We start from the raw sequence: 20,374 nt of genomic DNA on the forward strand, positions 1-20,374 counted from the left end.
TCCGAATTGTTCCGAGGCACCAGTGTATCACTTATGGTCAACATGACTATAAGTTGTGTCCACATATGAAAAAGCCCCGCTGACGGGGCTGGACGGCAGATGACGAATCAGGCGACGATGCCTTTGGAGATCAGCTCACGCGCCACTTCGCGATATTCCTTCGCGGTCTTGTGGTTCGGCGCGTAGATGGTGATCGGTGCGGCCGCCACCGTGGAATCCGGCAGTTTGATGGACCGCGAGATCACCGAATGGAACACCTTGCCCTGGAAGGCCTCATAGATGCGCTGCAACACCTCTTCGCAGTGCAGGGTATGCGTGAACATCGTGACCAGCACGCCATACACCTCAAGACTCGGGTTGATGCGCGTCTGCACCTTCTCTATGGACTGCATCAGCAGGGCCACGCCACGCAACGCGAAGAATTCCGCGGCGACCGGAATGATTACGCCGTCGGCGGCCGTCAACGCGTTCACCGTCAGCAGGCCCAGCGACGGCTGGCAGTCGACGATGATCACGTCATATTCGTCCTTCACCTGCCGAAGCACACCGGCAAGCACCTGCTCGCGACCGACCTCGGTGACCAGCTGCACCTCGGCTGCGGACAGATCGATGTTGGCCGGCATGATGTCAAGATTGTCGAAATCCGTATGTTGGATCACGGCATGCACATCCATGCGGGGATTGAACAATGCGGTGTACACCGTGTCTTCCACCGCATTGGCGTTGATGCCCAGACCCACCGTCGCCGCACCTTGCGGATCGAAATCGACGATGAGCACACGACGGCCATACTGGCTCAATGCCCCGGCGATGTTGATGGAACTGGTGGTCTTGCCCACACCGCCCTTCTGGTTACACATGGCGATGACCCGCGCCGGACCATGCTGCTGCAATGGTTCCGGAGCGGCAAACGTCTCATAATCACGTCCAAGCAAATCCGTAGGCATACTGTTTACCTTACCAACATCCTTGTGTCAAAGTTCAACTGCTCCCATGCTAGCGCACGCCCATCGTCCAATCCGGCAATGACATCGTCCGTCATATTCAGCGCGCACGCGGGTGCGCGGTCAGATACGCCTCGATGAGATTCTCGGGACTTACGTGCGTATAGATCTGCGTGGTGGTCACGCTGGCATGGCCGAGCAGTTCCTGTACGGTGCGCACGTCCGCACCGCCCTGGATCAGGTGCGTCGCGAAGGAATGGCGCAGAATATGCGGATGCAGCGGCTTGGTGATGTGCGCACGTTCGCCGGCATCCCGGATGATCTCCCACACCGACTGCCGTGACAGCCGTTTGCCGCGCTTGTTGAGGAATATCGCCCTGCGTTCGGCCGGTCCCTTGGCCCTGGCCTGCAGAACGGGCCGCCCGAATCCGAGGTATCTGCGCAGCGCCTCGCACGCGAAGCCTCCGACCGGCACCAGACGCTGTTTGGAGCCCTTACCCATCAGACGCGCCACCTTGCCGTCCAGATCGATGTCGTCGAGATTGGCGCCACACGCCTCCGAGACACGCGATCCCGTGGCATACATGAATTCGAGCAGCGCCCTGTCGCGTAGCATCACCGGGTCGTCGGCGGCACCGGATGACGCGTCCTGGCCTCCGTCGTGCCCCTGCGAGACGGGAATGGAGTCCATCAGTCGCATCACCTCATCGACGGAAAGCACATCCGGCAGGGTGCTTGCGCCCTTAGGCGCCTTGACCCGCGCGGCGACGTCATCATGCACGGCATGCTCGCTGAGGGCGAAACGGTGGAAGGCGTGGATGCTGGCCAGTCGGCGTGCCTTGCTACGGGCGCTCTCCCCCGAATCGTCGAGCGAGGCGACATAGTCCTCGACATACCGTGTGGTGACGTCGTCGAGATCACGGATGCCATGTTCGCCCAACCAGGTCATGTACTTGTGCAGATCGGAGCCGTATGCGCCGACCGTGGCCTTGGACAGTCCCCGTTCCACATCGATATGCGCGAGGAACTGCCTGACCAGGCGCTCACCACCATCCATGCCGTTCCTTTCGGTCTTCATCCTGTTTCGGATCCGATATGCAAAGACCTCCGCCCGGTGGAGCGGAGGTCATCATATACGTCGATGCGACGTCAGTCCATAAAAGCTCAGGCTTCCTTCGGAGCGTTCACATCAGCCGGAAGAGCGGCCTTGGCCTGCTCGACGATGGCCTTGAAGGTCTCCGGATCGGAAACGGCCAGCTCGGCCAGAGCGCGGCGATCCAGCTCGATGCCGGCGAGGTGCAGGCCCTGGATGAAGCGGTTGTAGGTGATGCCCTCGGCGCGGACCGCGGCGTTGATGCGCTGGATCCACAGCTTGCGGAAGTCGCCCTTGCGAGCCTTGCGGTCGCGGAAGTTGTAGGTAAAGGAGTGCAGCAGCTGCTCCTTGGCCTTACGGTACAGGCGGGAGCGCTGGCCGCGATAGCCGGAGGCCCTCTCGAGAACGACGCGACGCTTCTTGTGGGCGTTCACTGCGCGCTTGACACGTGCCATATTTGATTCCTCAGCTTTCTATTAAGTCTTATCTTGTCAGCTCTCGCTATGCTCAGCGACCGAGCAGCTTCTTCATGTTCTTGCTCTGGGAAGCGGCCAGAACACCATCGGCCTTCAGTTCGCGGCGCTTACGAGCGGACTTGTGCTCGAGGTTGTGGCGCATGCCGGAACCAGCGTGCATCAGCTTGCCGGAACCGGTCACGCGGACGCGCTTGGAAGCGGCGGAATTAGTTTTCATCTTCGGCATTGCTGCCCTCCTTGTTTGTTACTTCGTTTCGGAAGTCTTCGGTTTGTCGGATGCCACCGCGGCCTTGGCTTCGGCCGCCGCCTGAGCCTGGGCCTCCTGCTTGGCCGCCAGACGTGCCGCCTGACGGGCCTGGCGTTCGGCACGGGACTGATCGCCGCGACGACGCTGCTCAGACTGGGCGTGCACCTTCTTGCCCTTCGGCGCAAGCGTCATGATGATGTTGCGGCCTTCCTGCTTCGGAGCGAATTCGACGGTGCCGTATTCCTCCACTTCCTGGGCGAGGCGCTGCAGCAGCTCGACGCCGCCGATCGGTCGGGACTGTTCACGACCGCGCAGCATGATGGTGACCTTGACCTTGTCTCCGCCGTTCAGGAAGCGCACGACATGGCCCTTCTTGACTTCGAAATCGTGATCGTCGATCTTCAGGCGGAAGCGGATCTCCTTGATCTCCGCCGTGCTCTGATTACGACGCGCCTCACGTGCCTTGATCTTCTCGTTGTACTTGAACTTGCCGTAGTCGATAAGCTTGGCGACCGGAGGCTTCGCGTTGGGCGCCACCTCGACGAGATCGAGGTTCGCTTCCTTTGCCAGGTTCAGTGCGACGGAAGTCGCGATGACTCCCACCTGTTCGCCATTCGGGCCGATCAGACGCACCTGGGAGACGCGAATCTCGTCGTTAATGCGTGGTTCGTCGCTGATGATGACTCCAATCCTCATGTTCCGTTCGACGGAAATCCCCGACTGGCAGTGTTCCAAGCTCCGCGATCCATGGCAAGCCATGCCACACGACATATCCGTATGACCATGCGTCGATAATCAATCCACGCGCATCGCCGGCGACCGGCGAAAGGCTGATGCCTGAACCCGAGGCCTTGAAAGGCTTCCAGGTGGGGATGTCCCGCTTTCTTGATTTCTCAAGCCTTGTAGATAATACCACACCCCGGGACCGGCGCGTGTCGCATACGACGCTCAGTCGATGGCGATGACCTCCGGCCTGGTGCCGTCATGCACGAAATACACGTCGTACCAGGTCAGGAAGGAGTACACCGTCCAGATCTTGCGACGGTCGTCCGTCTTGCCGGCGTAGTTGTCGTCGATCATCTTCAGCAAGGCGTCCTGATCGAAGAACCGGCCGACATAGTCGCGTTCGAACACGGAACGCACGTATGCGTAGAACTTCTCCTCGCGCAGCCATTTCTTGATCGGCACCGGGAAGCCGAGCTTCTCGCGGTCATACCACTCCTTGGGCAGATGACGGCCAGCGGCCTGGCGGAACGCGAACTTCGTGTTCTCGTCATTGATCAGGTACTTGGTGGGCACCTGCTCGGCCACCGCCATCAGCTCCTTGTCGAGCAGCGGCACGCGCAACTCGAGCGAATGGGCCATGGTCATCTTGTCGGCCTTGAGCAGAATGTCGCCGGGCATCCACTGGTGCATGTCGAGGTATTGCTTCTTCTTGAGCTCGCTCAGCCCCTTGCCTTCCACACGGGCGTAGGTCTTATCGACGATGCTTTGCACACTCGGGGCCTTGCGGTATTCGGGCTTGAGCAACCGCTCCGACTGCTCCTCCTCGAACACGCGCGCCTGGCCGATGAAGCTCTCCTCGGCCGGGGCGAGGTTCGCATACAAATGCCATGCGCCCGGGAACGTCCTGCCCTTGCAGAAACGTGCGATCGCATGGCGCGCACCGGCCGGCAGATGGGTCAGCCAGCGGGTCAGCACCTTGATGGGCTTGTATTTGGTATGCACGCCGTAATCGATATATCCCGCGAACAGCTCGTCGGCGCCTTCACCGCTCAATACGACCTTGACATCCTTTGCGGCCAGGGCCGACAGGAAATACAGCGGCACACAGCTTGGGTTGGAGTCCGGCTCGTCCAGATGCCACTGGATGCGTGGAAACGCCGCGAACGCCTCTTCATCGGTCAGCGCCTCGGCGGTGTTGTTCAGGCTGAGCAGCTCGGCCAGCTCGCCGGCCTGCTGCGATTCGTTATAGGTACCTTTGCCGAATCCGATGGAATAGGTGTGCTCGGGGCGGGCCACGGCGGCGACATAGCTGGAATCCACGCCGCTGGACAGGAAGGACCCCACCTCCACATCCGCGATCTGGTGGGCCTTGACGGAACCGCATACCGTGTCGTCGATGGAATCCACCAGCTCGCCCAGCTTCTGACCGCCCTCCCGGAAGTTCTCGTCGTAGTACCGGTGAATGCTCATCTCACCGTCGCGATAGGTGAAGTAATGGCCTTCCGGCAGCTTGTAGACGCCTTTGAAGAAGGTCTCGCCGATCGCCGGATACTGGAAGGTCATGTACGGCTTCAGCGCCTCGGCGTTCAGCTCCTTGACGAAATCCGGATGCTGCAGGAGGCTCTTGATCTCCGAGGCGTACATGAACGTACCGTTCATCTTGGCATAGTAGAACGGCTTGATGCCGAAATGGTCGCGGGCGCCGAACAGTTCGCGCCTGTTCCTGTCCCAGATCACGAAGGTGAACATGCCACGGACGCGTTGCAGCAGATCGACGCCCCACTGCTCATAGCCATGCAGCAGCACCTCGGTGTCGCTTTTGGTGGTGAAGGTGTGGCCCGCGGCGACCAGCTCGTCACGCAACGGCTGGTAATTGTAGATCTCGCCGTTGAAGGTGATGACCAGCGAACCGTCCTCGTTGTAGATCGGCTGCCGGCCTCCGCCCAGATCGATGATGCTCAGGCGGCGGTGGCCCAAAGCCACATGCTCATCGATGTAATGCCCCTCGCTGTCCGGACCACGGTGCGCGATGATATCGGTCATCCGCTGCAGGGTCGGGCACTTGACATCGATAGGCATGTCGTTGACGAATCCGGCGATTCCACACATAACTGCATAATCCCTTCGAAGAAACTAGATAACAGGCTACCAAACGTATGTGCGCAAGCTGTGTCGCTCCGACCTCAGGACCTCCCGAAAGGTATGCGCGCTCCCATGATAGCCACCCGCCACCGTATCCGACGCAACGACTGGCTACACTGTCGGATATGACCACACATGATTCGCGCACCTGCGTCATCTTCGCCGCCGGGGAATACTACCGGGAGACCCCCTTCGTTCCGGACGGCGCCTTCGTCATCGCCGCGGACGGCGGTCTCGACCATACACGCGACCTCGGCATCGGCATCGATGTGGTCGTCGGCGATTTCGACTCCCTCAAGGGCGCACGGCCCGCGGACGGCGGACGCACGGTCGCCCTGCCCGCGCAAAAGGATGACCCCGACCTGCTGTCGGCCCTGAAGATCGGCTGGGCCCACGGCGCTCGCGAGTTCCATGTCTTCGGTGCGCTCGGCGGGCGCATCGACCACACCATCTCGAACATCCAGCTCATGGCGCTGCTCGCCGAGCGTGGGGCGAGCGGTTATCTGCATGGCGACGGCACGATCATCACCGCGATCTGCGATGGCACGCTCTCCTTTCCCGCCAACGACGTGAAGCCTGGCCGCATGGTCTCGGTGTTCTCCCATTCCGACGTGTCCACGGGGGTCAGCGAGCCGGGACTCAAATACGAACTTGAGCATGCGACCATGAGCAACGTCCGCGTCAATGGCGTCAGCAACGAGTTCCTAGATGGTGCACCCGCACGCATCGAAGTGGAACACGGTACGCTGATCGTGACGTTCCCGGCTGAGGCCCCGCTGCCGCAGGTGACCCGGCTGCATGACTTCGAGGGTGACCTGGGTGCGCTCGATACGGAGGTCTCCTCCGTTCTGTCCGAACGATGCCGACGCCGATAAACCTACCGTTAGCGTTCACGCAAATGGCGTCGTTTTCTGAAACACACTCCCGCCATGCGTTGCCCTAAGTACAGGTGACGCACTAAAGTGGGCGGTGTTGGTAAACAATGGCTTCATTGCGCCCCGCGCATGTGTGGCCTACCCCAAAGGGAGAATTACATGACAGTTAAGATTGGTATCAACGGCTTTGGTCGTATCGGTCGTCTGGCTTTCCGCCGCATCTTCGAGCTGCAGGCCCGTGGCGGCCAGGCCGGTGACATTGAGGTCGCTGCAATCAACGATCTGACCACCCCGTCCATGCTGGCCTACCTGCTGAAGTACGACAGCACCCATGGCACCTTCCGTCATGACGATGGCACCCCGGTCGAGGTCACCTCCACCGAAGACTCCATCGTGGTCGATGGCAAGGAATACAAGGTCTACGCCGAGAAGGACGCCAACAACATCCCGTGGGTCAAGAACGACGGCGTCGAGTTCGTGCTCGAGTGCACCGGCTTCTACACCTCCGCCGAGAAGTCCCAGGCCCACCTGAACGCTGGCGCCAAGAAGGTCCTGATCTCCGCTCCGGCCAAGGACGAGACCACCCCGACCGTCGTGTTCGGCGTGAACCACGAGATCCTGAAGGCCGACGACACCATCGTGTCCGCCGGTTCCTGCACCACCAACTCCATGGCCGCCATGGTCAAGCTGCTGGACGAGAACTGGGGCATCAAGGCCGGCTTCATGACCACCATCCACGCCTACACCGGCACCCAGATGATCCTCGACGGCCCGCGCTTCCCGAAGGCTCGCAACAACCGCGCCGCCGCCATCAACACCATTCCTCACTCCACCGGCGCCGCCAAGGCCATCGGCAAGGTCGTTCCGTCCGTGAACGGCAAGCTGCAGGGCCATGCCCAGCGCATCCAGGTTCCGGACGGCTCCGTCACCGAGCTGACCACCGTTCTGAACAAGGAAGTCACCGCTGACGAGATCAACGCCGCATTCAAGGCCGCCTTCTCCGCCACCGACTTCTACGGTTATAACGAGGATGGCATCGTGTCTTCCGACATCATCGGCGACACCCACGGTGGCGTGTTCGATCCGACCCAGACCGACGTCAACATCGTCGACGGCGTGACCATGGCCCGCACCGTCTCCTGGTACGACAACGAGTACGGCTTCACCTGCAACATGGTGCGTACCCTGCTGTACTTCGCCGAGATCTCCGAGTGAACGATCGCGGCTAGTCCGCTAGGCTCCTAGGAACTCCTGCAGGGGCCTCCGCTTCGCGGCGGGGGCCCCTTTCGTATGCCCCGCCTCTCGCAGCCCGCCGGAACCGGACATGCGCAAGCCTTATGATGGAGCGCTATGGGTAAGAAAAAAACATGAGAGGGGCACCGGTTCCACACCGGCGACCGTGCAGCTGGACAAGGCCGGAATCGCATTCACAACCTATGAATACGCACATTCGAACGATCATATGGACGACGGCTATGGGGTTGAGGCCGCCGCCAAACTCGGTTTCGACGAGCATCGGGTATTCAAGACGCTGATGGCCGACACCGGCTCGGAACGCGTGGTCGGCGTGGTTCCGGTCAGCGGCCATATGGATTTGAAGGCGCTGGCCGCCGCCGTGGGCGCGAAGAAGGCCTCCATGGCCGACCCGAAGGTGGCCATGCGCGAATCGGGCTATGTGGTGGGCGGAATCTCTCCGCTGGGCCAGCGCACGCATCATAAGACCGTACTGGACGAAAGCGCCCTGCAATATGATGAGATCCTACTGTCCGGAGGCAAACGCGGATTCTCCATCGGCATCAATCCGAACGATCTCATCGCGGTATTGGGCGCCGTGGCCGCCCCCATCGGCACCTGGTAGGCGCCATTGGCGGGAAGGCGACGTCACCGGGCCTTGCGCAGTTCCGACGGCAGCACGAAGTGCATGTTCTCCTTGATGGTCTCGATGGTGGACACATCGGTGTAGCCGAAGCCCCGCAAGGTCTCGATCACGCCGGAGACGAGCTCGTCGGGCACGGAGGCGCCCGACGAGATACCCACCGATTCCACGCCCTCGAACCATGACGGGTCGAGTTCGGCCGCATCATCGACACGATGCGCCCGCCCGCGACCGTCAGCCGCATCCGGGGCGGCATCGGGTGCGAAACGCGCGTTCAGCCCTTCCTGCGCGACCTCCATCAATCGCACGGAATTCGAGGAATTCGCCGAGCCGACAATCACCACGCAATCCGACTGCCCGGCCACCAATTTGACCGCGGCCTGACGGTTCGACGTGGCATAGCAGATATCGGAGCTCGGCGGCATCTCAAGCCACGGGAAACGGCGCTTCAGCGCGGCGATCGTGCCGGCGGTCTCATCGACGCTCAGCGTGGTCTGCGTAAGCAGCACCAGTTTGGTGTCTTCGGCAAAATCAAGCGAGTCCACGTCGTCCTCATGTTCGATCAGATGCACATGTTCCGGAGCCTCCTCGACCACGCCGACCGCCTCGTCATGCCCCCTATGGCCGATATAGACGATCTCGAAGCCCTCCTTGACGAAGCGCAGTACCTCACGATGCACCTTGCTCACCAGCGGGCAGGTGGCATCGATCACATGCATGCCACGGGCCGCCGCCTCGGCCTTGACCGCCGGGGACACGCCATGGGCGGAAAACACGATCGGGATGCCCGCCGAAGCGGCCTCATCCGGAATCTCGGCAAGCTCCTGCACGAAGACCGCGCCCTGGGACGACAGGTCCTCGACCACATGTCGGTTATGCACGATCTGACGACGGACATACACCGGTGGCAGACCATCCCCACGAGCGGGGGATGCGGCCTTCAGAATCGTCTGCACGGTAAGGATCGCCCGATCCACACCGGCGCAGAATCCGCGAGGGTCCGCCAATACGATGCGTTTGGTCATAAGTCGCCGCCTTTCCTATCATCTTCACCAAATACTAGAGCACGGCCGCCTGCGCAATGCGCACGGCCACATGAACACACGACCATTGCACAACCATATCGTCGGCGATTCCCCGCCCGGCAACGGATGGACGGTAAAACACGCCGACGAACGGACGTGGCGACCTTCAAGAGAAGTAGACTTGACCGTTAGCGATAACAACCGTTATCGATACGTTTAGCGGCACTATGGAGTGATCTATGACCTGCAAGAACCTGCCTGCCCGCTCCGGGCAGCAATTCTCCATCTCCCATGGCGACTATAAGGCGGTCGTCACGGAACTCGGCGCAACGCTGCGCAAACTGACCTATCGAGGCGAGGACCTCATCGTCTCCCTCGGCCCGGATGATGTGGTGACCTGCTGCCACGGTCAGATTCTCATCCCGTTCCCGAACCGCATCGAAGGCGGCGAATATACCTTCGAGGGCAAGACCTACACGCTGCCGATCGACGAGCACGCACGCAACAACGCCATCCACGGCTACGGCTACCGCTCCTACTGGAAACTGGCAAGCCTCACGGAGGACTCCGTGGCATTGACCTGGCGTGCACCCAACATGGCCGGCTATCCGTTCGACATCGTGGCCACCGCCACCTACAGCCTTGCCGACGACGGCCTGCACCTGACCATCGACGCCTACAACAACGGCGATGCGAACGCCCCGTGGGCCCTGGCCATCCACCCATGGCTCGCCAACGGCCTGAACGGATACGGCGACGAGATCGACGGCCACAACGCGCAATGCAGCCTGACCCTGCCGGGCAACACGCATGTGACCGTGAACGAAAACCTGATCCCGACCGGCACCGAACCGGTGGACGGCACCAAGTACGACCTGCGCAAGGACACACCGCTCACCGAACAGCCCTTCGACGACGCCTGGACCGATCTCGATCACGCCGAAGACGGCACCGTCACCGCGGTGTTCACCCGCCCGGACGGACTGAAGGTCAAAGTCGGAGGCGACGAAACCATCACCTCCTTCCAAGTGTGCACCGGCACCGGATTCCCGGCCTTCAAGCATCCGGCAGGCGTGGCCGTGGAACCGCAGACCGCCTACGCCAACGCATTCAACACCGGCAACGACCTCATCACGATCAGGCCCGGCGAAACCAGCAGCACTTCGCTGTTCCTCGGCGCGCTCGCCCGATGAACGTCCGATTTGCACAACGTCGCACCGGTGTGCGATAATCCCGAAGGCTTATTAATCGCAAGTAAAGGAGTCCAATCATGGGCATGCGCGGACGTAAGCGCAAGGATCGTCGTAAGAAGGCCGCCAATCACGGCAAGCGCCCGAACGCCTGATCCCTGCCGGCGCGAATAACGCCACGGAGCATCAAAACCCGCGGAATCGCAATCGGTTCCGCGGGTTTTCTATTCGCCGCAACAATGGTCAAGCGTGGTACGGAGACGTTCCAGCAGACGCTCCGGCGCCTGTTCGGGGCGCAGATAGGCGCGCATCGCCGCGATCAGCGCCCGCTCACGCTCATCACAGCAGGTTTCCGGATCGAAGCGCTCCTCCGAGGTGACACGCACGCTCGCGTGCGTCACATGCGTTACGGAGCCGTCCACGTTCCTGCTGGCCATGGAGACGTGACGTTCGACGGAACCACCGTTCATGATTCTCCCCTTCCGACGGAAGCCTCCCTTGCACCGGAGCGTGCGCCGGCGGCATACCCTCGTTCCTTCGCATACGACGCAAGCTCCTGCTTGAGCTGCGTGCGGGCACGGTTCAGACGGCTCATCACCGTACCGATCTTCACACCCTGCTCATCGGCCACCTGCTGATATGACTTGCCGTCGATGGCCGCATCGATGAACACCTGCCTGCGTTCCGGCGAAAGCCTGTTCAACGCAGCCATGATCTCTTCCGGCGCATAGGCATCCAGATACTCCTGCTCGGCCGATTTCAGCTGTTCCGGCGAATGTTCGGAGGCGGAGTAGATGTCCCAGTCGTCGTATTCGCCCGTGGAGCCGTTGGCGCGTTGCGGCCTGCGTTTGGCCTTGGCGTACTGGTTGAAATAGGCATTACGTTCGATGGTGGTCATCCACGCGGCGAAGTTCGTGCCCTGTTTGAAGGAATCGAAGGCCTTGAACCCGCGTTCGAAGGTGTCCTGCACCAGATCTTGCGCGTCGTCGGGATTGTTGGTCAGCCTCATGGCCTGACGGTAGAGCACGTCGACGATGGGCATGGCGAGCTGTTCGAAGCGCGCGCGCCTGTTCGTCATGCTTTCCTGCTCATCGGTCACGTTCTCATTCTACCGGCATGCCGCATGCGGCGATGTTCGCAAAACTCCCAAGCGATTCAAAGCTCTTTCCCAGAACACACGGTTTGTATAATCATGATGGTTTTTCGCTGAGAGAAAGATTTCCCATGTCACTGACACTTGCCTACGGCGTGCAACTGTTGTCCTCCCATCATCTGCTTGATGAGGTCATCACCCCCGAGCACTGGAGTCTGGACGTCAATGGCATCGACAATGCCGACGTACCGTTCGCACACATCACCTATGACACCCGCGCCGTGCGCGAAGGCACGCTACTGGTGTGCAAGGGCCGTTTCCAACCGGAGTTCCTCGATGGTCTCGAGGATCGGGGTCTCGTCGCCTATGTGTCGGAACGCGACTACTCCGATTACACCGACGTGCCGGGCCTCATCGTCAATGATGCACGCAAGGCCCTCAGCCTGCTGTCCGCCGCGTTCTACGGCATGCCCCAGAACGAGCTCAAGGTCATCGGCATCACCGGCACCAAGGGCAAGACCACCACCGCCTACTTCACACAGGCCATCCTCAACGCCCATTCCGACGGTCGCTGCGCGATGTTCTCCTCGGTCGACAACTGCCTTGACGGCCATACCTATGTGGAATCCGAACTGACCACGCCGGAGTCGCTGGACGCGTTCCGCATGATGCGCGAAGCCGCGGACAACGGCATGCGCTACCTGGTGATGGAGGTCTCCTCCCAGGCCTACAAGGTCGACCGCGTCCACGGCCTGACCTTCGACGTGGGAGCCTTCCTCAACATCTCCCCCGACCACATCAGCGACATCGAACACCCCACCTTCGAGGACTATCTGTATTGCAAACGCCGGCTGGCATACAATGCGCGCGCCTTCGTGCTCAACGCCGACGCCGACCACGCCGATCTCATTCGTGAGGACGCGCAGGCCGCCGGCATCCCGCTTATGGATTTCGCCCTGCGCACCGATGGTTCGCCCGCGGACGCAGCTTTGGTGGCCCGCCCGGCAAACGCCGGACACAGCGCATTCCACATCGCCGCGAACGGTCACGATTTGGGCGAGTTCAGCCTGTCATTGGCAGGTGATTTCAACTATGCGAACGCCCTTGCCGCCGTCGCGCTGGCTCATGAGGCCGGCGTGCCGTTCGATTCGGCCGCCATGCACGCCATGGAATCGGTGCGCGTGCCGGGACGCATGGAACTGTTCACCGACACAGACGGCGACATCGTGGCAATCGTCGATTATGCGCACAATTACACCAGCGTGCGTGCGCTGATCGATTTCGTCGAACAGCGCTACGGCGAGCGCAAGCCGCGGATCACGCTCGTCACCGGCTCCGCCGGCAACAAGGCGTTCGATCGCCGTCAGGAAATCGTCGAGGCCGCGCAGGATCGCATCGCGCGCTTCGTGTTCACCGCCGAAGACACCGACACCGAACCGTACATCGACATCTGCAATGAGATGCTCGGTCACGTCACCAACGGCCATGTGGGCACCGCAGTGATCGTCGACCGAGTGGAGGCCATCGAGAATGCCGTCCGTGACGCGCGTTCCCATAACGGTCTTGACGTGATCCTCATCATCGGCAAGGGGCATGAGCGCTGGATCAAGGATCTCAACAGCCATGTGGCCTATGAAGGTGATGATTGTGTGGTGGAACGATTGCTGAACATGGCGTAGGAGTAGCATCGTCTTCGAGCCCATGATTCGTTCATGGCGATCTGACGATACTATCTTCAAGGAGCACCGCGGAATGGCGATCAGACCTGCAACGTTCACGCTTGCCCATGCAGTCGACGTGCTGAAGGAGCACCATCTGCTTCGCGAGATCGTTCACGGGCGCCGATGGACGCTTGACGCCACGGGTCTGCCCGGCGCGAACAGGCCGATTGGGTCGATCACCTACGACACCCGCAAGGTCGAGCCAGGCTCGATGCTGTTCGTCAAGGGCCGTTTCAAGCCTGAATTTCTTGACGGCATCGACGGCAAGGGCCTGGCCGTGTACGTGGCGGAAACCGAATACGCCGATCGCACGCAAGCCATCGGCGTCATCGTGGAGGATGTGCACAAGGCCATGAGTCTGCTGTCCGCCGCGTTCTACGGCATGCCCCAGAACGAGCTCAAGGTCATCGGCATCACCGGCACCAAGGGCAAGACCACCACCGCCTATCTGGCACATGCCATTATGAACGGGCATTCGCATGGCCATTGCGCACTGTTCTCTTCGGTGAACCTGTGTCTTGACGGCCACACCATGCTGGAATCGAAGCTGACCACGCCGGAGTCGCTGGACGCGTTCCGCATGATGCGCGAAGCCGCGGACAACGGCATGCGCTACCTGGTGATGGAGGTCTCCTCCCAGGCCTACAAGGTCGACCGCGTCCACGGCCTGACCTTCGACGTGGGAGCCTTCCTCAACATCTCCCCCGACCACATCAGCGACATCGAACACCCCACCTTCGAGGACTACTTCCGCTGCAAGCGACGGCTGATCGCCAACAGCCGTTCGCTGGTGCTCGGCGCCGACTGCGATCACCATGATCTCCTCGTGCAGGATGCCGCCGAGGCGGGCATCAAGGTCACCGAATTCGCATTGCATGACGCCTTGCGGGGCCTCGACTCCCCCGCACAGGTCATCGCCCGCGTCGATCCCGGGAACAAAGCCGGTTTCATCGTCTCCGTCAACGGTTCGGATCATGCGCCGATGGAGCTGGACATGTCGGGCGAGTTCAACATCGCGAACGCCGCGGCAGCCGTCGCCATCGCCATCGAGGCCGGCGTGCCGGCATCCGACCCGTCGATCGCGGCCATGTGCCGGGTGCAGGTGCCCGGACGTATGGAACGCATCAAAGCGGACGACGATCTGTTGGTCTACATCGATTTCGCCCACAACTACCTGTCCGTCAAATCGTTGGTCGACGAGATGGTACGGACCTATGGTGAACGCCATCCGCGCATCACGCTGGTTTCCGGCACCACCGGCGGCAAGGCCATCGACAGGCGTGAGGGCATCGTCAAGGGTGCGCTTGGCCGTGTGGAATCCTTCATCTTCACCCTGGACGACCCGAATTACGAGGACCCCACGGACATCGCGCGGCAGATGCAGTCATATGTGACCGATCCGGCGGCGCTCACGCAGATCGTCGTGCCACGCGAACGCGCCATCGAAAAGGCCATCGCCGACGCATACGAGCATGCGGACCGGTTCAATATCGTGCTGGTCATCGGCAAGGGCGATGAGACCCGCAACATCATCGATGGCAGGCCCGTGCCGTATGAGGGCGACGGCGCCGTGGTGCGTCGCGTACTCGGCAAATAGCAGGACCATTCGTCACACGGCACGGGGTAAGGTAGGTCACTATGACACGATTCCAACCGATTCTGCTCGGCAGCGACATTAACGTCTACGGCATGGCCAGGGCGTTCCATGAGGAGTACGGCATCATCTCCGAGGCGTATGCCTACTTCCAGCTCAGCCCTACGAAGTTCAGCAATATCGTCAACGTGCATATCGTCGACGATTTCGACAATTTCGTGACGTTCCGCGATTTCATGCTCGACCTCGGCAAGCGCATGAAGGCCGAGGATCCGGACCGTGCACTGCTGCTCATCCCCTGCGGCGACGTGTATGCGAACCTGCTCAGCCAATGCGGCGACGACCTACGCGGCTATTTCGTATACAACACACTTGACATCAACCTGTCGCGCAGGCTCGCATACAAATCCACGTTCTATCGGATCTGCGAGCAGTACGACCTGCCGCATCCGAAAACGAAGACCGTGACCGCCGACGGAGTGAAGGCGGGCGAATACCGCGAGCTGCCGTTCCCCTATCCGGTCGCGATGAAGCCGGCCAATTCCGTGGAGTGGCTGAACGTCGAATTCGAGGGGCGCCGCAAGGCCTATATCTTCAACGACCCGACCGAACTCGATACGATCATCAGACGTGCCTACGACGCCGGATACACCTCCGAAATGGTGATTCAGGACTTCATCCCCGGCGATGACTCACGCATGCGCGTGCTCAACGCGTACGTGGACCGGCATCATCGCGTGCGCATGATGTTCCTCGGCCACCCGCTGCTGGAGGATCCGTCTCCGGTGGCGGCCGGCAACTATGCGGCGATCCTGCCCGACTACAACGAAGACGTGTTCCGTCGCATCAAGACGTTCCTCGAGGACATCGGCTATGAGGGCGTCGCCAATTTCGATATGAAGTACGATGAGCGCGACGGCGAATACAAGCTGTTCGAAATCAATCTGCGCCAGGGCCGTTCCAGCTATTTCGTAACGTTGAACGGTTTCAATCTGGCCAAATACTTCGTGGACGATCTCGTCGAGGACACGCCGTTCGACGGTGAGACGCTGTTCGGTCGCGGTTCGAAGCTGTGGCTGGAGATTCCGAAGTCGATCTTCCTTGATTACGTGGCCGAAGGAGATGACAAGGAGACCGGCAAACGCATGCTGGAATCCGGAGACTGGGGTACCACACTGGAGTATTCCAAGGACATGAATCCGTTGCGCTGGCTGATGATCAGGCACATGTTCTCGATCTACAGGAAAAGCTACGCCAAATACTTCACCAAAAAGGGTGAGATGAAGTGAAACGACCGTTCTTCGCCGTATTGGGCGGCATGGGCACGCTGGCCACCGAAAGCTACATCCGTCTGGTCAATCGCGCCACGCATGCGCATGGCGACCAGGATTACCTCGACTATGTGGTGTTCAACGACGCCTCGGTGCCGGATCGCACCGCGTATATCACAGGGGAATCCAATGAGAACCCGTTCCCGGTGATCGCCGATGACATCGAGAAGGCCACCGCGATGGGCGCTAGCTTCATCGTACTCACCTGCAATACGGCGCATTACTTCTACGACGATTTCCAGAAACTGACGCCGGTACCGATTCTGCACATGCCACGCGGTGCCGTGAACCGCATGGCGCAACGCTACCCGAAGGAACGCTTCCCGCGAGTAGGATTCCTCGGCACCTCCGGGTCGCGCAAATCGGGCGTGTACGCGCGTGCGACCGCCGAAGCCGGGTACACTTTCGTGGAACCGACCGACGACCTGCAGGCCCGCATCACCTCGCTGATCTACGATGATGTGAAAGGCTCCGGCGAACTCAACCCGGAACGGTATGAATCCGTACTACGCGACATGCTCGACCCGGCCGGCCCCTGCGCCTGCGATGCGCTGATTCTGGGCTGCACCGAACTGAGCGTGCTGAACGAGGCATTCCCGCTGCCCCAGCTGCCGATCATCGACGCGCAGGCCGTACTGGTGGAAGACACTGTGGCCCGAGCCAGATCCCTGCGCTGAAAGCGCGGCGGAGCCACCCCGCCGTCCCATCATTCCGATCTATGCCTGGGAATCCTCAGCCTCCCCGGAATCATCGGGACCGACATTGCCGAAATCATTGACGTCGAAATCGGGGTTGGCGTCGGATTCGAAATCCATCTCGGCCGCGTCCTGGTCCTTGCGTGGCTCCGGCTCGACGGCCTCCTGGAACACGCGCTCGGCTTTCGGCTTCTTCAGATCGGGATCGACCTTCTCCTCCAGCATGAGGCGCGCGTCCCCGGCGGTGGTAAAGCTGCCGCAGATGAGCACGCCGTGCCCGTAACCGACGCCGAGCTCATCATCGGCATCGACCATGTTGACGGCCTCCTGAATGGCGTCCGGCAGTTCAGGGATACAAGTGACGCGTTCCGGTCCAAACACACGGTCGGCGACCTTCTCGAGATCCTCAGCCGGCATCACACGATCGCGCCATGAGTTTTCGGTGACGATCACATGGCTCAGCAGCGGCTCAAGCACGCCGAGATACTCTTCGACCTGCTTGTCGCCCATCATGGCGATCACGCCGATGAGCTGCTGGAAGTCGTAGTTCTCCTCGATGGCGGCGCGCAGCGATTCGGCCGCATTCACATTGTGCCCGCCGTCAAGGATGATGGTCGGCGAGGTGCGGATCTGTTCGATGCGGCCGGGGATCTTCACCGTGCTCAGCGCCTCGGCCACGAGATCGCCGTCGAGTGCGCCGTTGACCGGAATCACCACTTCGGCCGCGCACAGGGCGGCGAGCGCGTTATGCGCCTGATGCTCGCCGAATTTGGCGATCGGTACTTCCGCATAGGTGCCATTGGGTGTGCGCAACGTCGCCATCTGGCCGCCGACGGCCGGCACACGGGTGACGACTTCCGCCTCGATGCCGTCACGCACCAGATTGGCGTGGTTGTCTTTGACGGCCTTCTCGACAATCGGCATGACGACTTCCTCATGCGGCTGGCGTCCGACGACGGCGGTGCAACCGGGCTTGATGATGCCGACCTTTTCCGAGGCGATCAGGTTGACAGTGTCGCCCAGCCACGCCATATGGTCCATGTCGATGGGGCCGATGACGGCGGCATCGGCGTCGAGCACGTTGGTGGCGTCCCAGCGACCGCCCATGCCGACCTCCACGATGGCCACATCGACCGGGGCGTCGGCGAATTTCCAGATGGCCATGGCGGTAAGCACTTCGAAGAAGCTCATCTTCGGCTTCTCGAGTTCCTCCATCTTCATATCGACGATGGCGATCAGGTCGCGCACCTGATCCCACGTGTCGACGAAGTCGTCGTCGGAAAGCTGCTGCCCGTCGATGGCGATGCGTTCGTTGACGTGCTCCAGATGCGGCGAAGTGTACAGGCCGGTGCGCATGCCGTAGGCGCGGCAGATGGCCTCGACCATGCGGGCGGTGGATCCCTTGCCGTTGGTGCCGGTGACGTGGACCACGCGGAAGGATTCCTCCGGATGCCCCATGATGTCGAGGATCATCTTCATGCGCTGCAGGTCCAGATTGGTGGTGTTGCGTTCCGACGGACGGCTCATGATGTCGCGTTCCACGTCGATCATGCTTTCGTTGTTGCGATTGGGATGTTCAAACGACATGCTGTGCTGTTTCCTTACGCTGCTCGATGCCTGTTCACTGAAAACCGTCCCCATTCTAGGTGGGTGTATGAACGTTATGCTGCCGCAAAACGTAATAGGATTGGTGGCGGTAATTCATCGGATTGTTCAGGAGATGTGATGAGCGAAGCCATTACCGATAAGGATAGGGAATATGAGGCCATGGAGCGGAAGACCGCGCCTGGGCCGGATCAGGCCATGAGCGACCGTGTGAACAATCGTTCCCTGCGCCCCCGTTCCGAAGCGTTCAAGGAGTTCATGACCACAGGCTGGGATGACAACGAACCGGCCATCGAACCGTTGGAATCCTCCAGATACACGCCGGCCCGTCTGGAGGCGTTGGGCAGGGCGTTCCCGGGCGAACGCATCGTGATTCCGGCCGGACAGCCGAAGGTGCGCAGCAATGACTGCGACTACGCGTTCCGCCCGGACACCACCTTCTCGTACTACACCGGCCTTGGTGAGGATTATGAGGCGGGCGCGGTGCTGGTACTGAACCCGGTCGATCCGGATTCGGCGGACGCGAAGGCGGGCAGGACGCATGTGCCGGAACTGTTCGTGGCGCCGCGCGCGAACCATTACACGCAGGACTTCTTCATGAACGCCCACTATGGCGAGTATTGGGTGGGCCCGCGCGCAGGCCTGAAGGAGATGACCGCCATGACGGGCATCGAGACGAACGACATCGCGCAACTGGCCGACGTGCTCGGCAAGGATGTCGGCGCCGAGGCCGGTGCGGTGCGCGTGCGCGTGATTCGCGAAGCCGATCCGCAGATCACCAAGATGGTCGAGGACATTCGCGAGGCGAACGGATTCGCCGATCCGGACGGCAACACCGCCGCCGATGACAAGCTGCACGAGTTCGCCGCCGAGGCACGCATGTGCAAGGACGAGTATGAGGTGCGCGAGATGCGCAAGGCCGTGGCCGCCACCAAGCATGGCTTCGACAACATCCTGCGCAAGCTGCCGGCCGCTTTGGGCAAGCCGCGTTCGGAACGCATGCTGGAGGGCGCGTTCAACGCCGTCTCCCGCGAGGAGGGCAACGAGGTCGGTTACGACACCATCATCGCCTCCGGTGCGCACGCTCCGATTCTGCACTGGATGCGTAACACCGGCACCGTCGAATCCGGCGAACTGCTGCTGATCGACGCCGGCGTCGAGGTCAACAGCCTGTATACGGCCGACATCACCCGCACGTTCCCGACCAACGGTAGGTTCACCGATTTTCAGAAGAAGCTGTATCAGGCCGTACTGGACTCCCAGCAGGCCGGTTTCGAAGCGGCCAGGCCGGGCGCCACGTATTCCGATATTCACCATGCCTGCATGCGTGTGATCGCCGAACGCCTGCATGATTGGGGCATTCTGCCGGTCGACGTGGAGGAGTCGCTCTCCCCCGCAGGCCAGCAGCATCGCCGTTGGCTTGCCTGCGGCGTGGCACATCATCTCGGTCTTGACGTGCATGATTGCGCGCAGGCCCGTTATGAGTCGTATCAGGGTGCCGAAATCCGTCCGGGCATGGTCTTCACGATCGAACCCGGCCTGTACTTCCGTGAGGATGACCTGCTGATTCCGCCGGAGTACCGTGGCATCGGCATCCGCATCGAAGATGACGTGCTCATGACCGAGCATGGCCCTGAATGGATCTCCGCCGGCATTCCGAAGCAGATCGACGACGTCGAGGCCTGGATGGCCGATATGGCGGAATGACCACCCACCGCATCCCCTGACAGGGGAGGAAAGG

Annotated in this window: 20 protein-coding genes; 10 read left to right on the forward strand and 10 right to left on the reverse strand. The window is 61.2% G+C overall.

Annotation, left to right across the window (positions count from 1 at the left end; translation table 11 throughout):
* Nucleotides 1–107 precede the first annotated feature (107 nt).
* The 6 genes from BMOU_RS00900 to asnB all read right to left on the reverse strand — a co-directional run bounded on the left by BMOU_RS00900 (nucleotide 108) and on the right by asnB (nucleotide 5,595).
* Nucleotides 108–947: a ParA family protein gene (locus BMOU_RS00900; protein ID WP_034873868.1), complete on the reverse strand. Its 840-nt coding sequence runs from the start codon at nucleotides 945–947 to the stop codon at nucleotides 108–110.
* A 97-nt stretch (nucleotides 948–1,044) separates the two neighbouring features.
* On the reverse strand, nucleotides 1,045–2,001 hold the full coding sequence (gene xerD, locus BMOU_RS00905; protein ID WP_034873870.1) for a site-specific tyrosine recombinase XerD: 957 nt from the start codon (nucleotides 1,999–2,001) through the stop codon (nucleotides 1,045–1,047).
* Nucleotides 2,002–2,108: 107 nt separating this feature from the next.
* Entirely contained in the window at nucleotides 2,109–2,492 is a 384-nt protein-coding gene (rplT, locus tag BMOU_RS00910) for a 50S ribosomal protein L20 (RefSeq protein ID WP_003839491.1), read from the reverse strand.
* 52 nt (nucleotides 2,493–2,544) lie between these two features.
* Nucleotides 2,545–2,739, reverse strand: coding sequence for a 50S ribosomal protein L35 (rpmI, locus tag BMOU_RS00915; protein ID WP_034873872.1), 195 nt, complete (start codon nucleotides 2,737–2,739; stop codon nucleotides 2,545–2,547).
* Between the two features lie 18 nt (nucleotides 2,740–2,757).
* Nucleotides 2,758–3,456: a translation initiation factor IF-3 gene (gene infC / locus BMOU_RS00920; RefSeq protein ID WP_034873874.1), complete on the reverse strand. Its 699-nt coding sequence runs from the start codon at nucleotides 3,454–3,456 to the stop codon at nucleotides 2,758–2,760.
* A gap of 252 nt (nucleotides 3,457–3,708) precedes the next feature.
* Nucleotides 3,709–5,595 (reverse strand): asparagine synthase (glutamine-hydrolyzing), encoded by a 1,887-nt coding sequence (gene asnB / locus BMOU_RS00925; protein WP_034873876.1) that lies wholly within the window; start codon nucleotides 5,593–5,595, stop codon nucleotides 3,709–3,711.
* Between the two features lie 158 nt (nucleotides 5,596–5,753).
* Between asnB and BMOU_RS00930 the strand changes: the two genes are divergently transcribed.
* From BMOU_RS00930 to ybaK, 3 genes are all read left to right on the forward strand, one after another.
* Nucleotides 5,754–6,503 carry a thiamine diphosphokinase gene (locus BMOU_RS00930; protein ID WP_034873878.1) on the forward strand — a complete coding sequence of 250 codons (750 nt, stop codon included), beginning with the start codon at nucleotides 5,754–5,756 and terminating at the stop codon, nucleotides 6,501–6,503.
* Nucleotides 6,504–6,662: 159 nt separating this feature from the next.
* Complete coding sequence (gap, locus tag BMOU_RS00935) at nucleotides 6,663–7,718, forward strand: type I glyceraldehyde-3-phosphate dehydrogenase (protein ID WP_034873880.1); 1,056 nt, start codon at nucleotides 6,663–6,665, stop codon at nucleotides 7,716–7,718.
* A 109-nt stretch (nucleotides 7,719–7,827) separates the two neighbouring features.
* Entirely contained in the window at nucleotides 7,828–8,361 is a 534-nt protein-coding gene (ybaK, locus tag BMOU_RS00940) for a Cys-tRNA(Pro) deacylase (protein ID WP_034873883.1), read from the forward strand.
* A gap of 23 nt (nucleotides 8,362–8,384) precedes the next feature.
* Here the strand turns inward: ybaK and BMOU_RS00945 are convergent, their stop codons facing one another.
* Nucleotides 8,385–9,404, reverse strand: coding sequence for a 4-hydroxy-3-methylbut-2-enyl diphosphate reductase (locus BMOU_RS00945; protein WP_034873884.1), 1,020 nt, complete (start codon nucleotides 9,402–9,404; stop codon nucleotides 8,385–8,387).
* Between the two features lie 239 nt (nucleotides 9,405–9,643).
* Between BMOU_RS00945 and BMOU_RS00950 the strand changes: the two genes are divergently transcribed.
* Together BMOU_RS00950 and BMOU_RS11765 are read left to right on the forward strand one after the other, a co-directional pair.
* On the forward strand, nucleotides 9,644–10,597 hold the full coding sequence (locus BMOU_RS00950; protein ID WP_034873886.1) for an aldose 1-epimerase family protein: 954 nt from the start codon (nucleotides 9,644–9,646) through the stop codon (nucleotides 10,595–10,597).
* A 77-nt stretch (nucleotides 10,598–10,674) separates the two neighbouring features.
* Nucleotides 10,675–10,749: a 50S ribosomal protein bL37 gene (locus tag BMOU_RS11765; RefSeq protein ID WP_003817083.1), complete on the forward strand. Its 75-nt coding sequence runs from the start codon at nucleotides 10,675–10,677 to the stop codon at nucleotides 10,747–10,749.
* A 69-nt stretch (nucleotides 10,750–10,818) separates the two neighbouring features.
* Here the strand turns inward: BMOU_RS11765 and BMOU_RS00955 are convergent, their stop codons facing one another.
* Nucleotides 10,819–11,064: a hypothetical protein gene (locus BMOU_RS00955; protein WP_034873888.1), complete on the reverse strand. Its 246-nt coding sequence runs from the start codon at nucleotides 11,062–11,064 to the stop codon at nucleotides 10,819–10,821.
* Nucleotides 11,061–11,672 (reverse strand): sigma-70 family RNA polymerase sigma factor, encoded by a 612-nt coding sequence (locus BMOU_RS00960; RefSeq protein WP_081738454.1) that lies wholly within the window; start codon nucleotides 11,670–11,672, stop codon nucleotides 11,061–11,063. The genes BMOU_RS00955 and BMOU_RS00960 overlap by 4 nt, the downstream gene beginning before the upstream one ends.
* Before the next feature lie 146 nt (nucleotides 11,673–11,818).
* Here BMOU_RS00960 and BMOU_RS00965 point away from each other — a divergent pair, with 146 nt between their 5' ends.
* The 4 genes from BMOU_RS00965 (at nucleotide 11,819) to BMOU_RS00980 (ending at nucleotide 17,010) form a co-directional block, all read left to right on the forward strand.
* A complete protein-coding gene (locus BMOU_RS00965; RefSeq protein WP_034873893.1) occupies nucleotides 11,819–13,366 on the forward strand; it encodes a UDP-N-acetylmuramoyl-L-alanyl-D-glutamate--2,6-diaminopimelate ligase in 1,548 nt (515 codons plus the stop codon).
* 73 nt (nucleotides 13,367–13,439) lie between these two features.
* A complete protein-coding gene (locus BMOU_RS00970; protein ID WP_034873896.1) occupies nucleotides 13,440–15,005 on the forward strand; it encodes a UDP-N-acetylmuramoyl-L-alanyl-D-glutamate--2,6-diaminopimelate ligase in 1,566 nt (521 codons plus the stop codon).
* Nucleotides 15,006–15,046: 41 nt separating this feature from the next.
* Nucleotides 15,047–16,291: a carboxylate--amine ligase gene (locus BMOU_RS00975; protein WP_034873897.1), complete on the forward strand. Its 1,245-nt coding sequence runs from the start codon at nucleotides 15,047–15,049 to the stop codon at nucleotides 16,289–16,291.
* Nucleotides 16,288–17,010 (forward strand): aspartate/glutamate racemase family protein, encoded by a 723-nt coding sequence (locus BMOU_RS00980; RefSeq protein ID WP_034873899.1) that lies wholly within the window; start codon nucleotides 16,288–16,290, stop codon nucleotides 17,008–17,010. Before BMOU_RS00975 ends, BMOU_RS00980 begins: the two co-directional genes overlap by 4 nt.
* 39 nt (nucleotides 17,011–17,049) lie before the next feature.
* Here BMOU_RS00980 and BMOU_RS00985 read toward each other — a convergent pair whose 3' ends face one another.
* Entirely contained in the window at nucleotides 17,050–18,579 is a 1,530-nt protein-coding gene (locus tag BMOU_RS00985; protein WP_171002102.1) for a bifunctional folylpolyglutamate synthase/dihydrofolate synthase, read from the reverse strand.
* Between the two features lie 174 nt (nucleotides 18,580–18,753).
* On the opposite strand from BMOU_RS00985, the gene BMOU_RS00990 reads away from it, so the two are divergent.
* Nucleotides 18,754–20,340, forward strand: a complete 1,587-nt coding sequence (locus tag BMOU_RS00990; RefSeq protein WP_034873902.1) for an aminopeptidase P family protein — start codon at nucleotides 18,754–18,756, stop codon at nucleotides 20,338–20,340.
* The last annotated feature ends 34 nt before the right edge of the window (nucleotides 20,341–20,374 follow it).

The sequence above is a fragment of the Bifidobacterium moukalabense DSM 27321 genome, from assembly GCF_000522505.1.
Lineage (GTDB): Bacteria > Actinomycetota > Actinomycetes > Actinomycetales > Bifidobacteriaceae > Bifidobacterium > Bifidobacterium moukalabense.

Excerpts from the sequence above, each read along its gene's own strand:
- infC (WP_034873874.1), bottom strand. The coding sequence starts at position 3,456 with ATGAGGATTGGAGTCATCATCAGCGACGAACCACGCATTAACGACGAG.
- xerD (WP_034873870.1), bottom strand. The coding sequence starts at position 2,001 with ATGGATGGTGGTGAGCGCCTGGTCAGGCAGTTCCTCGCGCATATCGAT.
- BMOU_RS00950 (WP_034873886.1), top strand. The coding sequence starts at position 9,644 with ATGACCTGCAAGAACCTGCCTGCCCGCTCCGGGCAGCAATTCTCCATC.
- ybaK (WP_034873883.1), top strand. The coding sequence starts at position 7,828 with ATGCGCAAGCCTTATGATGGAGCGCTATGGGTAAGAAAAAAACATGAG.
- BMOU_RS00955 (WP_034873888.1), bottom strand. The coding sequence starts at position 11,064 with ATGAACGGTGGTTCCGTCGAACGTCACGTCTCCATGGCCAGCAGGAAC.
- asnB (WP_034873876.1), bottom strand. The coding sequence starts at position 5,595 with ATGTGTGGAATCGCCGGATTCGTCAACGACATGCCTATCGATGTCAAG.
- rpmI (WP_034873872.1), bottom strand. The coding sequence starts at position 2,739 with ATGCCGAAGATGAAAACTAATTCCGCCGCTTCCAAGCGCGTCCGCGTG.
- BMOU_RS00965 (WP_034873893.1), top strand. The coding sequence starts at position 11,819 with ATGTCACTGACACTTGCCTACGGCGTGCAACTGTTGTCCTCCCATCAT.
- BMOU_RS00960 (WP_081738454.1), bottom strand. The coding sequence starts at position 11,672 with ATGACGAACAGGCGCGCGCGCTTCGAACAGCTCGCCATGCCCATCGTC.
- rplT (WP_003839491.1), bottom strand. The coding sequence starts at position 2,492 with ATGGCACGTGTCAAGCGCGCAGTGAACGCCCACAAGAAGCGTCGCGTC.
- BMOU_RS00970 (WP_034873896.1), top strand. The coding sequence starts at position 13,440 with ATGGCGATCAGACCTGCAACGTTCACGCTTGCCCATGCAGTCGACGTG.
- BMOU_RS00985 (WP_171002102.1), bottom strand. The coding sequence starts at position 18,579 with ATGATCGACGTGGAACGCGACATCATGAGCCGTCCGTCGGAACGCAAC.
- BMOU_RS00990 (WP_034873902.1), top strand. The coding sequence starts at position 18,754 with ATGAGCGAAGCCATTACCGATAAGGATAGGGAATATGAGGCCATGGAG.
- BMOU_RS00975 (WP_034873897.1), top strand. The coding sequence starts at position 15,047 with ATGACACGATTCCAACCGATTCTGCTCGGCAGCGACATTAACGTCTAC.
- gap (WP_034873880.1), top strand. The coding sequence starts at position 6,663 with ATGACAGTTAAGATTGGTATCAACGGCTTTGGTCGTATCGGTCGTCTG.
- BMOU_RS00930 (WP_034873878.1), top strand. The coding sequence starts at position 5,754 with ATGACCACACATGATTCGCGCACCTGCGTCATCTTCGCCGCCGGGGAA.
- BMOU_RS00900 (WP_034873868.1), bottom strand. The coding sequence starts at position 947 with ATGCCTACGGATTTGCTTGGACGTGATTATGAGACGTTTGCCGCTCCG.
- BMOU_RS00945 (WP_034873884.1), bottom strand. The coding sequence starts at position 9,404 with ATGACCAAACGCATCGTATTGGCGGACCCTCGCGGATTCTGCGCCGGT.